Source organism: Pseudomonas chlororaphis (genome assembly GCF_001921865.1).
In the GTDB taxonomy this organism is placed as follows: Bacteria; Pseudomonadota; Gammaproteobacteria; order Pseudomonadales; family Pseudomonadaceae; genus Aquipseudomonas; species Aquipseudomonas chlororaphis_D.
This window is the reverse complement of record NZ_MSCT01000020.1, coordinates 446,620-460,936: the sequence shown is the minus strand read 5'-3', so window position 1 is coordinate 460,936 and position 14,317 is coordinate 446,620. Positions and strand designations below refer to the sequence as shown.

The window sequence follows — 14,317 nt, the reverse complement described above, 5'->3', positions numbered from 1 at the left end:
GAAAAGTGTCAGATAGTGCGACTTCTGGCGCTCACCGCCATGGGGCTGTGCCGCGCGGCCCGCGTTTCCGTGGGGCGCGGGGGCTGGCACAGGCTGTGCTATGGCGGTGTGGTGAGTGTCCAGACCATCCGCTATCCCTGCCTGGAGCAGTTATATGAAGTATCAGAAAGGTTTTACCCTGATCGAGTTGCTGGTCGTCGTGGCGATCATCGGCATCCTGGCGACCGTTGCCATGCCGCTGTATTCCAAATACCAGGCGCGAGCCAAGGTTACCGCGGCGTTGACCGAAACCTCGGCGCTGAAGGTCAACTTCGAGGACGTGCTGAACCAGGGCAGCGATCCGACCCTGGAGCTGGTGGGGGGCAAGGCGGCGACATCGAATTGCACCCTGACCGCCGCGGGTTCCGCCGCGACCGGCGCCGGGACGATCGGCTGCACCATTCTCAATGCGCCGGCGCCAGTGCTGAACAAGAGCCTCACCCTGACGCGCACCACGGCCGACGGCTGGGTCTGCACGACCACGGTGCCGGCGGACTACTCGCCCAAGGGTTGCACGGCCAGCGGCAGTTGAAGCCTGGGGTGACAGGCGCCTGAAACATTCAGGGAAAGTATCGGAAATTCAGTGGCTTAGACCGTCACGCAGAAATGCAACTTGCATGCAGATTATCCGCAGGTCATGCATTTTGCATGATTCCGGTTTTTTCTATTTTCTGTAAGTTGATGAAAATTAAAGGTTTTTTTGTTTTTGTGAACTTGGCATAACGACTGCAATCTACTTAAGTAACCCTGCTGCCGGGACTTGGAGCAGGTTTTCCAGAAGAACAGGAGTTACTCGTATGAAGAAGTTCGCTATCGCTGCTGCAACTGCTACCGCTCTGACCCTGACCATGGCTAACGCTGCATTTGCCCAGACCACTCAAGCTACTCAGGCGCCAATGGTGGTCGCGGCGGGTGAAGTGACCAAGGCCAAGGAAGCCACTTCCGATACCTGGATCACCACCAAAGTCAAAGCGGATCTCGTGACTGAAAAAGGCATTCCGGGTACCGACATCAAGGTCGAAACCAACAAGGGTGTGGTTTCCCTGTCTTCCACCACTGCTGTGACCGACTCGCAGAAAGAAGTCGCGGTCAACATTGCCAAGAAGATCAAAGGCGTGAAGGCGGTATCGGCTGACGGCCTGAAAGCCGAGTAAGCCTCGCGCTTCTGCCTGAACAGGGAGAAGGGCCGGCAGATGAGTCAGGGCACGCATCTGCTGTTTCCTTGAAGGTTCATGCGATGGCCACAGGGAGGTGGCCCCTTTCATAAACAAAACAGGCCCCGGCACAGTGTGTCGGGGCCTGTTTTGTCATGGGCGGAAAAACCGCCGGTCGACCCGTTCCCGGGCCGATTTGCCGCGGGTTTACTCGGCGTCCAGGTGCATGGGAGTAACGACCCGGCCATCGCTTTCGGCCTGGCCAAGGTTGGCGTCGATGAAGTACACCCGATCGTCGGTGAGCTGGCCCTTGTCCACCAGGAAGTCCTTGATGCTGCTGGCCCGTTCCTGGCCCAACTGGCGCAGCAGCACATCGCTGCCGCTCCAGAACGTGATCAGGCCTTCGCGCATTTTTGCGGTGCGTTCTTCCTTGCCCAGATCCTTCCATTCGGCCGGTGGCTGAGCCTTGAGGCGGGTGCGGTAGATGCCTTCGAGCAGCGGGCCCTTCTCGCCCTCCGGTACCTTGAGCAACGATGCCTGGGCTGGCACTTTGTCGCCGCGCCGCTGGAGCATCTTGTAGTAGTTGTACTGGTATTCCCGCTCCAGGCGCTGGTCGGCGATCAGCGGGCCGTCGCTGCTCTGCGCTGCGGTGCCTTCGATTTCCAGGCGCAGGGCCGGGCGTTCCTTGAGCGCATTGGACAGTTTGACCAACGCCGCTTCTGCGTCCTTGCTCAACTCGCTGGAGCCCGGGGCGAACGAGACACTGCCCAGGTCTTCCGAACCGCCGCCGGCCACCAGCCCGCCGATCAATTTGAATGGCGCCGCGGCCGCCTTCACGATCAGGTTGCGCAGGGTCTGCCAGACAATCGGCATGACGCTGAACTGCGGGTTATTGAGGTCGCCGGTCACTGGCAATTCGATAGAGATTTTGCCATCGACATCCTTGAGCAGGGCCACGGCCAGCTTCAGCGGCAGGCTCACGGCATCCGGGCTGTCGACCTTCTCCCCCAGTTCCAGCTGCTCGACCACCACTTTGTTCTCGGCCTTGAGCTGGCCCTTGGTGATCATGTAATGCAGGTCGAGGTTGAGCCGGCCCTTGCGGATCCGGTACCCGGCGAACTTGCCCGAGTAGGGAGTCAGGGTGGTCAGTTCGACGCGTTTGAAACTGGTGGCGATGTCCAGCGCGGCCATCGGATCGAAAGGGTTCACGCTGCCCTTGATGGTCACCGGAGCATAACGATCGACCTTGCCCTTGATGTCGACGGGGGCCGGTTTCGCCTGGCGACTGTCGATGGTGCCGATCTGGCCGTTGAGCTGCTGGATGGCCGTGGCGAAGTTGGGGGTCAGGCTGAAGTCGGCGAAGTTGGCCGAGCCATCGTTGATGGCGACCTGGCCAATGTGGATGCCCAGGGGCTTTTCCTTGCCGGCGGCCGGTTTGGCGGCGGTCTTGGGCGCGTTGCCGGCCGGTTGCGGAATCAGCAGGTCGTCGATGTTGGTGGTGCGGTCATCGTTGATCATGAAGCGCGCATAGGGCTGCAACAGGTTGACCTTGTTGATCGTCAGGCTGTCGCCGTGCTGGTAGTTGAGGCCTTCGAGCACCAGTTGCTGCCATTTCACGAAGTCGCGGGTTTTCAGGGTATCCAGGGTGTGCAACTGGTCTACCTGGGCGCGGCCGGTCACGCTGAACGCCAGGGGATCGACGTTTTTCAGGTCCACCGCGAGGTCGCTGCCGAGCATGCCGCTGCGCAGTTCCAGGCGAATGAACGGGCTGATGTAAGACTGCGCGACCCGCAGGTCGATGTCCTTGGTCTGCACCGCCAGCTTGGCGGTGATCGGCTGCAGGTTGACCACGCCGCTGGCGACGATCTTGCCCTGTTTGCCCAGCCCGGTGTCGAGCTTGAGGTTGAAAGGCGACTGGTTGAGGCTGTCGAAGTTTTGCACGTCGAGATTCAGCGGGCCGACCTCCAGGGCCACGGCTGGCTTGGCCTGGCGGTCCGCCAGGTGCACCTGGTAATTACGCAGTTGCACGTCCTTGAGCAGCACCTGCCAGGGTTTGCTCGGCGCCGGAGCGGGTGCTGGCGGTGGGGCATCGGCGGCTGCCGGCGCGGGCTTGGCGGCGGGTTTGGCTGGCTGGCTGGCGAACAGCTTCTGCCAGTCCAGCTGGCCGTCGGCTTCCAGGGCGGCCCAGGTTTCCAGTTTCTGGCTGCGGATCTTGCCGACCACCACTTGCTGCTTGGCCAGGTCGACCGAGGTTTCGCTGACGTCCAGGCGCTCCAGGCGGGCCAGTGGCCGGCCATCGGGGGCCTTGATGGCGAAGGGTGCGACGCTGACCGAGGCATCGCTGAGCAACAGCTCGGTTTCCTTGGCCAGGTTCAGCTTGTAGTGGGTATCCAGGTTCAGCACGCCGTCTTCGAGAACCAGCGGTACCGCGTCGCGGACATAGGGCCACCAGGCTTTCATCTGGCCGTTGGTGACTTTCAGGCGACCCTCGGAGGCGATCGGCGTCAGGCTGAAGTTACCGCTCCAGTCGAGCTGGCCACCCGCGGGGCCCATGGCGACCAGGGTCATGTCGGTGCTGTCGTCGGGCAGGGTGCTGAGGTTCTTCAGTTCAAGGTCGAGTTTGTCGTAGAGAAACTTGATCGGTTCGCTGGGGCGCTGGTCCTCGAAATGCACATAACCGTCGGCCAGCTTGATACGTTCGATCCGCAGCGGGAACGGCTTGGCGTCGGGGTCTTCCGGGGTGGGTTCGCCAGCCGGGATATTGAACAGGCCCAGCAGGTTGAGCTTGCCATCCTTGGCGAACAGGATCTCGGTCTTGGGTTTGTCCAGCTCGACATCGGCCAGGTGCAGCGCGCGGGTCCAGAGGCTGTCCAGTTGCAGGTTGGCGTAAAGGCGCTCGAAGGCCACTTGCTCCTTGCCTGGCTCACCGATGTTCAGGCCCCAGAGCGTCAACTCAAGGCTGAACGGGTTGAGTTCGATGCGCTGGATCTTTGCCGGCACCGTCGCGTAGTTGGCCAACTGTTGATTGGCCACCCGCAGGGCGATGCCCGGCAAAATCAGAAACCCCAACAGACTGTAAAGGGCGAGAGCGGTCAACAAGGCGCCGATAGCGCGGATCAATCCTTTGGACATGCGAGGCTTCATCTATCTGAATCGGAAGTGCGTTGGAGTATGGCACGCGTTTCCGGTTCCGAAACAATCCATGGATGTCGCTAACAGGATTGTTCAGATTCCTTCCCGGGAGTCAGAGATGCAGGATCAGGGTCTTGAGCGGCGGTTGCTGGTCCATGGACGGGAAGTCGCGACCGGGTGTCAGCACCTGCCATTCGCGTACCGGACGCCCGGCTTTTTCGGCGCAGCGCAGCACCTGTTCGCGCCAGTCGTCCATGGCGACTTTAGCCAGATTGTTGCAGCAGATCAGTACGCCATCTTCAGCCGTGGCCAGCAGGGCTGGCTTGAGCAGGCTCTGATAGTCGCGCAGCAGGTCGACCGTGCCGAAGGCACTCTTGGCCCAGGCCGGTGGATCGAGCAGCACCAGGTCGTACTGGCGCTGTTCCAGGCGCGGGTAGCTGGGCAGTTTCTGCCCGCGGCGCTGAGTGATGGGCAGGCCCGCCAGTTGGCGGATCGCCGGGAAGTAATCCGATTGCACGAATTGCATGCTCGGCAACTGCGGATTGAGCTGGCCGTTCTCACGGCCGACGGCCAGGTTGCCTTCGGCGAAGTCCAGGTTGCACACCTCGCTGGCACCGCCCGCCGCGGCGCTCAGGCCGACGCCGCAGGTATAGGCAAACAGGTTCAGCACGCTTTTGCCGGCGCTGTGGGCCTTGACCCAGCCGCGGGCGTTGCGCAGGTCGAGAAACAGTAGCGGGTCCTGGCCGGCGTGGCGACCGCGGACCCGGTAGTTCAACCCCCATTCGTGGCCGACCAGGTCGGCCAGCGCGGCGTCTTGCGCACGGTAAACCGGGTCTTCGCGGTCGATGCGCGAATTGCCGCGGGAGCGATCGTTGTAGACCAGCAGGGTTTCCAGGCCCAGCTGCTCATGGACCGTTTCGTGCAGTTGCAGCAGGGCTTCGCGTTCCAGCGTCTGGTGAAAACTCTGCACCAGAAGTTGCCGGCCGTAACGATCGATGGTCAGGCCCCCGACGCCTTCCTGGCTGCCATGGAACAGCCGATAGCAGTCGGTGCCTTGGTGATGCAGTTCGACGAGCAGATCCTGGCGATGATCGAGGGCGGCGCGCAGCGCCTGATTCAAGGAAGACATGCGGGCGCCTTGCGAATGATTGGGCGGGGCAGTCTACCAGTTTCCCCCAATCCTGTAGGAGCGGCCGGTCGACGCTCGATTGCCCGCGATCAACCAGCCGCAACGCCGCAATGCATCAGATGGACCGCGTTATCGTTAACGATTTATCGCGGGCAAGCCTCGCTCCTACAGGGTAAAGCGGGCTTAGCGTTCGATGGCCAGGGCCACGCCTTGCCCGCCGCCAATGCACAGGGTGGCGAGGCCTTTCTTGGCGTCGCGCTTGAGCATTTCGTGCAGCAGGGTCACCAGCACCCGGCAGCCTGAGGCGCCGATCGGGTGGCCGATGGCGATGGCGCCGCCGTTGACGTTGACCTTGCTCGCGTCCCAACCCAGCTCCTTGCCCACCGACAGCGCCTGGGCGGCGAAGGCTTCGTTGGCTTCGATCAGGTCCAATTGGTCCAGCGACCAGCCGGCCTTGTCCAGGCAGCGGCGGGTGGCCGACACGGGGCCGATGCCCATGATCGCCGGATCGACCCCGGCGTTGGCGTAGGCGGCGATTTTCGCCAGCACCGGCAGACCCAGGGCGCGGGCTTTTTCGGCGCTCATGAGGATCACCGCGGCGGCACCGTCGTTCAGCGACGAGGCGTTGCCGGCGGTGACTGTGCCGTCTTTCTTGAAGGCCGGCTTGAGCTTGCCCAGGGATTCGGCGGTGGTGCCGGCGCGCGGCTGCTCGTCGGTGGCGAAGGCCACGGGTTCGCCCTTGCGCTGGGGAATCAGGATCGGCGTGATCTCGTCGACGAAACGTCTGCCTTCGATGGCGGCCACGGCCTTCTGCTGCGAGGCGGCGGCAAAGGCGTCCTGGGCTTCGCGGCTGATGGCGTATTTGTCCACCAGGTTCTCGGCGGTGATGCCCATGTGGTAGTCGTTGAACGCATCCCACAGGCCGTCGCTGATCATGGTGTCGACGATCTGGCTGTGGCCCATGCGCAGGCCGGTGCGGGCGCCGGGCAGCACGTAGTTGGCCAGGCTCATGTTTTCCTGGCCGCCGGCGATGATCACCTCGGCATCGCCGCAGCGGATGGCCTGGGCGGCCAGGTGCAGGGCCTTGAGGCCCGAGCCGCAGACCTTGTTCAGGGTCATGGCGGGCACGGCGTGGGGCAGGCCGGCCTTGATCGCGGCCTGGCGGGCGGGGTTCTGCCCGGCGCCGGCGGTGAGCACCTGGCCCATGATCACTTCATCGACCTGGGCCGCGTCCAGGCCGGTCTGGGCCAGCAGTTGGCGGATGACCGCGGCGCCGAGGTCGACCGCGGAAACGTTCGCCAGCGAACCCTGGAAACTGCCGACCGCGGTGCGGGTGGCGGCAACGATTACGACGTCTTGCATGGCACGAATCCTCATGGTTATTGGCGGCATCGGTCGAGGGCCATTGGCAGCTGGCCGGTGCGCGAGCCATTGGAAAATCATGGTTGCATAGAAGGTCGCGACGCCGCCAATCGCGAACCGGCGGGTCGCGTTCTGTTCGCCCGGTCGGGTATTACAGGCCCATGCGCCGGCGTGCGCGATGCACCGAGGCGTTGCGTACTGCCCAGCGCAGCATCGGCGCGCTGCGATTGACGCTGGCGCGGATCAGTTGGCGTCGCAGCGGGCTCTGTTGGACGCCGAGCATCTCGCTGGCCCAGTCGGGCAACAGGTCGATGCCGGCCTGCATCATCAGCGAGCCGAAGGGCTTGGCCAGGCGGCTGGGAGCAGGGGCTGCCAGGAGCAGGCGCAAGACTTCATGGCTGCGTTCGTCGCAGAGCAGTTGTGGGCGCATGCGCGACAGGTAGTCCGCCACGGCCTGGCGCGAGCGCGGTACATCGCTGGCCCCGAGGCGCTCGGCGACCAGGGCGATTTCCGCGTAGTAACGGTCCTGGTCGGCGGGCGACAAGTGCGGGTTGTGGTAACGCAGGTGGGCGGTCAGGAAGCTGCTGACTTCGGCCACATGCACCCAGGTCAGCAACTGCGGGTCGCTGGCGGCGTAGGGCCGGCCATCCGGCGCGTGGCCGACGACCTGCAAGTGAATGGTGCGGACCTTGTCGATCAGCCATTCGGCATCCTGGCGGGAGCCGAAGGTGGTGCCGGAAATGAACTGCGCGGTACGCCGCAGGCGCCCGAGCATGTCTTCGCGAAAGTTCGAGTGATCCCAGACTCCGGCCAGGGCCAGCGGGTGCAGGGCTTGCAGCAGCAAGGCGCTGATGCCGCCAATCAGCATGCTGCTGAAATCGCCGTGCACCTGCCAACTGATCGAGTCTGGGCCGAACAGCCCCGGGTCGCCCTTGGGGTTCTCCAGGTCGAGCTGGCCGAGCGACAGGCCGGTCAGGCTCATGACTTGGGTTTCGATACGACTGCGAATGAATTCCATACCGCGTGCGGGTTCCTTGGTTGGGCGCCCGAGCCTCGCTTAGAGGTTCAGGCGCTTGTCGATCAGGCCCTCGACCACGCTCGGGTCGGCCAGGGTCGAGGTATCGCCCAGGCTGTCGAGCTCGTTGCAGGCGATCTTGCGCAGGATACGCCGCATGATCTTGCCTGAGCGGGTTTTTGGTAAGGCCGGGGCCCATTGGATCAGTTCCGGCTTGGCGAAGGAGCCGATCTCGCGGCTGACCAGGCCCAACAGTTCCTTCTTCAGTTCGTCGCTGGGTTCGACGCCGTTCATGGGGGTGACAAAGGCATAGATGCCCTGGCCCTTGAGATCATGGGGGTAGCCGACCACGGCGGCCTCGGCGATGGCGTCGTGCAGGACCAGTGCGCTTTCGACTTCGGCGGTGCCGATGCGATGCCCAGAGACGTTGATTACATCGTCGATGCGCCCGGTGATCCAGTAGTCGCCGTCTTCGTCGCGACGGGCGCCGTCGCCGGTGAAGTAATAGCCCGGGTAGGGTTTGAAATAGGTGTCGACCATGCGCTGCGGGTCGCCGTAGACGCTGCGGATCTGCGCCGGCCAGCTGGCCTTGATCGCCAGCACCCCGCTGCCGGCGCCGCTGATTTCCTTGCCGTGTTCGTCCAGCAGCACCGGTTGCACGCCGAACATCGGGCGAGTGGCGCAGCCCGGCTTGATCCGGCTGGCGCTGACCAGCGGGCTGAGCATGATGCCGCCGGTTTCGGTCTGCCACCAGGTGTCGACGATCGGGCAGCGCTGCTCGCCGACGGCATTGAAGTACCACTCCCAGGCTTCCGGGTTGATCGGCTCGCCAACGCTGCCCAGCAAGCGCAGGCTGCTGCGCGAGGTCTGCTGCAGCGGCCCGGGGCCTTCGCGCATCAGGGCGCGCAAGGCGGTGGGCGCCGTGTAGAAGATATTCACCCGATGCTTGTCGATGACCTCCCAGAAGCGCGAGCTGCTCGGGTAGCTGGGCACGCCCTCGAAGATCAGGGTGGTCGCGCCGTTGGCCAGCGGGCCGTAGACGATATAGCTGTGGCCGGTGACCCAGCCGACATCAGCGGTGCACCAGAAGACTTCGCCGTCGCGGTAGTCCAATACGTATTTGAAAGTCATCGCCGCTTGCAGCAGGTAACCGCCGGTGGTGTGCAGCACACCTTTGGGTTTGCCGGTACTGCCGGAGGTATAGAGGATGAACAGCGGGTCCTCGGCATCCATCGGCTGTGGCGGGCAGTCGTCTTCGACCCCGCGCAGGGTCTGGTGGTACCAGAGGTCGCGGCCTTCGATCCAGTTCACCGGGTTCTGGCTGCGCTCGACCACCAGTACCGTGCTGACGTCCGGGCAGCTCAGCAGGGCTTTGTCGACGTTGTTTTTCAAGGGTACGAATTTGCCGCCGCGCACGCCTTCGTCGGCGGTGATCACCGTGCGGCAGTCGGCATCGAGAATGCGGTCGCGTAGCGCGTCCGGGGAGAAACCGCCGAAGACCACCGAATGCACAGCGCCGATGCGGGTGCAGGCGAGCATGGCGTAGGCCGCCTCGGGAATCATCGGCATGTAGATGCACACCCGGTCGCCTTTCTTCACGCCGCGACTTTTCAGGACATTGGCCAGGCGACAGACGTAATGGTGGAGTTTCTTGTAGGTGATTTGCAGGGATTCGGCAGGGTCGTCGCCCTCCCAGATGATCGCTACCTGATCGCCGCGTTTTTCCAGATGCCGATCGATGCAGTTGTAACTGACGTTCAACTGGCCGCCGGCGAACCAGGTGGCGGCGCCGGTCTTCAGGTCATAACGCTGCACGGTTTGCCAGGGGGCGCTCCAGTCGAGAAAGCGTGTGGCCTGCTCGGCCCAGAACGTGCTGGGGTGCTCGATGGATTCGCGGTAAAGCCGCTGATAGTCGTCTTGACTCAGTTGCGCAGCCCGGCGGACGGCATCGGCTTTGGGGAACGTGCTGATATCGAACATGACGGTTCCTTATTCTTGTTTTCGCGACAAGTAATAAAGATGCGCCTTGCTGGGGAGGGGTTCAAGGGGGGGCGGTCGCGGGCGACCGATCGCGAGCAAGCGTGCTCCTGTAGGAGCGAGCTTGCTCGCGAAGCGTGTTTCAGCTCGTGATCAACCGCGATGGCGACCGCGGAAGTAGTTGATCAGGCCCTGGGTCGAAGCATCTTCGGCCGGAGTTTCCTCGCTGCCGACCAGGCGGTTGTAGACGCCCTTGCCCAGTTCCTTGCCCAGCTCCACGCCCCATTGGTCGAAGGCGTTGATGCCCCAGATCACGCTCTGCACGAACACCTTGTGTTCGTACATGGCCACCAGCGCGCCCAGGCGGCGCGGGCTGATGCGCTCGACCACCAGGGTGTTGCTCGGGCGGTTGCCGGGGATCACCTTGTGCGGCGCCAGCTTCTGCACTTCGGCTTCGCTCAGGCCTTTTTCACGCAGCTCGGTTTCGGCTTCGGCGCGGGTCTTGCCGAGCATCAGCGCCTGGCTTTGCGACAGGCAGTTGGCATACAGCCACTGATGGTGGTCGGCGACCGGGTTGAAGCTGACGATCGGCACGATGAAGTCCGCCGGGATCAGTTGAGTGCCCTGGTGCAGCAACTGGTGGTACGCGTGCTGGCCGTTGCAACCCACGCCGCCCCAGATCACCGGGCCGGTATCGGTGGAAACCAGCGTGCCGTCCTGGCGCACGCTCTTGCCATTGGATTCCATGTCCAGTTGCTGCAAGTGCTTGGTGATGTTGCGCAGGTAGTGGTCGTACGGCAGGATCGCGTGGCTTTGCGCGCCCCAGAAGTTGCCGTACCACACGCCCAGCAGCGCCAGCAGGACCGGCATGTTCTGCTCGAACGGCGCGGTCTGGAAATGCTGGTCCATGGTGTAGGCGCCGGACAGCAGTTCCTTGAAGTTGGACATGCCGATGGCCAGGGCGATCGGCAGGCCGATGGCCGACCACAGTGAGTAGCGCCCGCCGACCCAGTCCCACATCGGGAAGATGTTCTCTTCGCGGATCCCGAAGGCCACGGCGGCGGCGTTGTTGCTCGATACCGCGATGAAGTGGCGATACAGCTCAGCCTCGGAGCCGCCCTGGGCCAGATACCAGGCGCGTGCGGCCTGGGCGTTCTTCAGGGTTTCCAGGGTGTTGAAGGACTTCGACGAAACGATGAACAGCGTGGTTTCGGCGCGGATCTTCGACGACAGTTCGTGGAATTCGCTGCCGTCGATATTGGCCAGGTAATGGCAGCGAACGCCTTTCTGGGCATAAGACAGCAGGGCTTCGGACACCAGCTCAGGGCCGAGGAACGAGCCGCCGATGCCAATGTTCACCACGTCGGTGATCGGCTTCTCGGTGTAGCCGCGCCACAGGCCGTCATGGATGCGCCCGACCAGCTCGGTGATCTGATTCAGCACCTTGTGCACTTCCGGCATCACGTTGACGCCGTTGACCGACAGCTTGTCGCCCACCGGACGGCGCAGGGCGGTGTGCAGGGCCGGGCGGCCCTCGGAAGAGTTGACCAACTCGCCGGCGAACAACGCCTTGATCGCCTCCTGCAGGCCGGCTTCGTTGGCCAGGCCCACCAGCAGGTTGCGGGTTTCGGAGGTGATCAGGTTCTTCGAGTAATCGAGAAAAAGCCCGCAGCCGCTGAGGCTGAATTGATGAAAGCGTTGCGGGTCGGCAGTGAAGGCCTCGCGCATGCTGAAATCCTGCATGGCTTGGCGGTGGTCATTCAACGCTTGCCAGGCGGGCAGAGCGGTAACGTCGTGAGGAGTGCGGTAGTACGCCATCGCTGCGGTTTTCCTTTTACTTGAACTGCCTGTTGGACACTGAAAAGCCCGGAACGTCCTGCTCGAAGGATAACGTTCGGTCAAGCTGCGCTGACACGATTAAGCACGCAGGGCGTTTACAGTAACTCTCGCGTGCTGATCTGTCTTGGCTTTGTCTGACCTGTGGCCGGTACTTTTTTATATTGGCGCCTCGGAACCGCGTACGCGATCGAAACTGCACAGGGAGAAATGACTGTGCCGCAGGGCCCGCAGCATGGCTGCAGGCCCCGGGCGGCGGCAGTTTGCCCGAAGGTTGGACTTCGGGCAATCGGCCTTTGGGGGCTAGGCGTCGAGGTCCAGATGCAGGTTGTCGATCAGACGGGTAGCGCCCAGATACGCAGCCGCCAGGATCACCAGGTCGCGGTCGCCCGCGGTGGCCGGGCGCAAGGTCAGGGCATGCCGGACTTCCAGGTAGTCCGGACGGAAACCGGCCGCTTCGAGTGCCTGTTTCTGCGTGCCCAGTAGCTGTGCATAGTCGCGTTCACCCCGGCCGATGGCTTGGGCGATATGGCTCAGGCTGCTATAGAGGGCGGGGGCGATGGCACGCTGTTCGTCGCTCAGGTAGCCGTTGCGCGAAGACAGCGCGAGACCGTCGTCGGCGCGTACGGTAGGTTCGCCGATGATCTGGATCGGCATGTTCAGGTCATGCACCAGAGCGCGGATCACCGCCAGTTGCTGGAAGTCTTTCTGACCGAAGACCGCGAGGTCCGGCTGCACCATGTTGAACAGTTTGCTGACCACCGTGGCCACGCCTTCGAAATGCCCGGGACGGCTGGCGCCGCACAGGCCTTCGGAGAGTTGCGGCACGCTGACGCGGGTCTGGCCGGCCATGCCGTCGGGGTACATCTCTTCGACGGTCGGGGCGAACAGCAGATGGCAACCGGCCTGCAGGAGTTTTTCCTGGTCGGCGGCGAGGGTTCGCGGGTACTTGTCGAGGTCTTCGCCGGCGCCGAACTGTAGCGGGTTGACGAAAATGCTTGCGACTACGAAATCCACGCGTTGGGCGGCCTTGGTCACCAGGGCGGCATGGCCGCTATGCAGGTTGCCCATGGTCGGCACGAAGCCGATGCGCTTGCCCTCGCTGCGGGCACGAGCCACGGCGGCCCGCAGTTCGCGGACGGTTTTTACGGTATTCATGCAGAGAACCCGTGTTCGGCGCCAGGGAAGGTCACGGCCTTGACCTCGTTGACGTAGGCGCTCAGGGCTGCCTGGATGTTGTCCTGGCCGGCCATGAAGTTCTTCACGAACTTCGGCGCCCGCCCGGTCAGGGACAGGCCCAGCATGTCGTGCAAGACCAGCACCTGGCCGTCGGTAGCGCTGCCGGCGCCGATGCCGATTACCGGGATCTTCACCGCCTGGGTGATTTCCGCCGCCAGCTCGCTCGGGACGCATTCGAGCAGCAGCATCGCCACGCCGGCCTGTTCCAGGGCAATGGCGTCGGCGCGCATCTGCCGGGCCTGGTTCTCGTTGCGCCCCTGGACCTTGTAGCCGCCGAGGATGTTCACCGCTTGCGGGGTCAGGCCCATGTGGGCGCAGACCGGAACGCCGCGCTCGGCCAGCAGGCGGATGGATTCGGCCAGCCAGACCGCGCCTTCGACCTTGATCATGTGCGCGCCGGCCTGCATCAACTGGGCGCTGTTGTTCAACGCCTGTTCGGTCGTCGCGTAGGCCATGAACGGCAGGTCGGCGAGGATCAGCGCGCCACTGTTACCGCGCTTGACCGCGGCGACGTGGTAAGCCATCTCGGCGGTGGTGACCGGCAGGGTGCTGTCGTGCCCTTGCAAGACCATGCCGAGGGAGTCGCCCACCAGCAATACTTCGACGCCGGCCTGGCAACAGGTGTGGGCGAAGGTCGCGTCATAGCAGGTCAGCATGGTGATCTTTTCACCTTTCTGCTTGAGGCTTTGCAGGGTGGTCAGGGTAATGTCTGGCATGAAAAAAGATCCTCATTCAGGCGCTCTGGAAACTACTGCGAGTAACGCGCGTGATTCTTTGTGGTCTCAGGCGCACGCTCTGTGGTCGTGCTTATAAGGCCTGGATTGCGCCCTTTAGTGCCGTGTTGGCGGCAACGGGACGCCTATAGTCGTGAGGAGAACTCGGGAAGTCAATTGCATGTGTTACCGCATTGTTACGGCGTGAGTGTTACCGCCGTAACTGATGCGTTTCAGCAGTCAGGCCAGACGTTCCAGGCCGACAAATGGGCAGGCGGCGAGCAGGTCGCGCAGGTGGCGGCCGTCGGCCAGTTGCAGGTCGGGGGGGGCCAGTTCGGCGAGGGGATAGAGGACAAAGGCCCGGGCCTGCATGTGGTAATGCGGAACCTTGAGCCGCGGTTCGTCGATCAACCGATCGCCGAACAGCAGGATATCCAGGTCCAGCGTGCGCGGGCCCCAGCGCTCGAGACGCTCGCGGCCCTGGCCGTTCTCGATGGCTTGCAGGGCATCCAGCAGGTCGAGAGGCGCAAGGCTACTGTCCAGCGCGGCCACGGCGTTGGTGTAGCGCGGTTGGCCGGGCAACAGAGAGTCGCTTTGATAGAAGGCCGAGACGCCTGCCAATTGGCTGTGCGGCAACTGCGCGAGCGCGTCGACCGCGTTGCGCAATTGCTCTGCCGGGGCCGCCAGGTTGCTGCCCATGCCGATGTAGATACGTTCCATC

At 63.4% G+C, this 14,317-nt stretch carries 11 protein-coding genes; 2 read left to right on the top strand and 9 right to left on the bottom strand.

The window, feature by feature from the left end; translation table 11 throughout:
• Window positions 1-154: 154 nt before the first annotated feature.
• Both BTN82_RS25135 and BTN82_RS25130 read left to right on the top strand, forming a co-directional pair.
• Window positions 155-571: a pilin gene (locus BTN82_RS25135; protein WP_075121763.1), complete on the top strand. Its 417-nt coding sequence runs from the start codon at window positions 155-157 to the stop codon at window positions 569-571.
• A gap of 265 nt (window positions 572-836) precedes the next feature.
• Window positions 837-1,193 carry a BON domain-containing protein gene (locus BTN82_RS25130; protein WP_075121762.1) on the top strand — a complete coding sequence of 119 codons (357 nt, stop codon included), beginning with the start codon at window positions 837-839 and terminating at the stop codon, window positions 1,191-1,193.
• A gap of 207 nt (window positions 1,194-1,400) precedes the next feature.
• Here BTN82_RS25130 and BTN82_RS25125 read toward each other — a convergent pair whose 3' ends face one another.
• The 9 genes from BTN82_RS25125 to folK form a co-directional block, all read right to left on the bottom strand.
• The gene (locus tag BTN82_RS25125) at window positions 1,401-4,325 is read right to left on the bottom strand and encodes a DUF748 domain-containing protein (RefSeq protein ID WP_075121761.1); all 2,925 of its coding nucleotides are present in this window, start codon (window positions 4,323-4,325) and stop codon (window positions 1,401-1,403) included.
• A 112-nt stretch (window positions 4,326-4,437) separates the two neighbouring features.
• Entirely contained in the window at window positions 4,438-5,454 is a 1,017-nt protein-coding gene (locus BTN82_RS25120; RefSeq protein ID WP_075121760.1) for a class I SAM-dependent rRNA methyltransferase, read from the bottom strand.
• Window positions 5,455-5,637: 183 nt separating this feature from the next.
• The gene (locus BTN82_RS25115; RefSeq protein WP_075121759.1) at window positions 5,638-6,816 is read right to left on the bottom strand and encodes an acetyl-CoA C-acetyltransferase; all 1,179 of its coding nucleotides are present in this window, start codon (window positions 6,814-6,816) and stop codon (window positions 5,638-5,640) included.
• Window positions 6,817-6,967: 151 nt separating this feature from the next.
• The gene (locus BTN82_RS25110; protein ID WP_075121758.1) at window positions 6,968-7,834 is read right to left on the bottom strand and encodes an oxygenase MpaB family protein; all 867 of its coding nucleotides are present in this window, start codon (window positions 7,832-7,834) and stop codon (window positions 6,968-6,970) included.
• Window positions 7,835-7,873: 39 nt separating this feature from the next.
• Entirely contained in the window at window positions 7,874-9,811 is a 1,938-nt protein-coding gene (gene acs, locus BTN82_RS25105; protein WP_075121757.1) for an acetate--CoA ligase, read from the bottom strand.
• Window positions 9,812-9,961: 150 nt separating this feature from the next.
• Entirely contained in the window at window positions 9,962-11,626 is a 1,665-nt protein-coding gene (pgi, locus tag BTN82_RS25100; RefSeq protein ID WP_075121756.1) for a glucose-6-phosphate isomerase, read from the bottom strand.
• A gap of 321 nt (window positions 11,627-11,947) precedes the next feature.
• The gene (gene panC / locus BTN82_RS25095) at window positions 11,948-12,802 is read right to left on the bottom strand and encodes a pantoate--beta-alanine ligase (protein ID WP_075121755.1); all 855 of its coding nucleotides are present in this window, start codon (window positions 12,800-12,802) and stop codon (window positions 11,948-11,950) included.
• Window positions 12,799-13,599, bottom strand: a complete 801-nt coding sequence (gene panB / locus BTN82_RS25090; RefSeq protein WP_075121754.1) for a 3-methyl-2-oxobutanoate hydroxymethyltransferase — start codon at window positions 13,597-13,599, stop codon at window positions 12,799-12,801. The genes panC and panB overlap by 4 nt, the downstream gene beginning before the upstream one ends.
• 237 nt (window positions 13,600-13,836) lie before the next feature.
• On the bottom strand, window positions 13,837-14,316 hold the full coding sequence (gene folK, locus BTN82_RS25085) for a 2-amino-4-hydroxy-6-hydroxymethyldihydropteridine diphosphokinase (RefSeq protein ID WP_075121753.1): 480 nt from the start codon (window positions 14,314-14,316) through the stop codon (window positions 13,837-13,839).
• Window position 14,317: the final 1 nt, after the last annotated feature.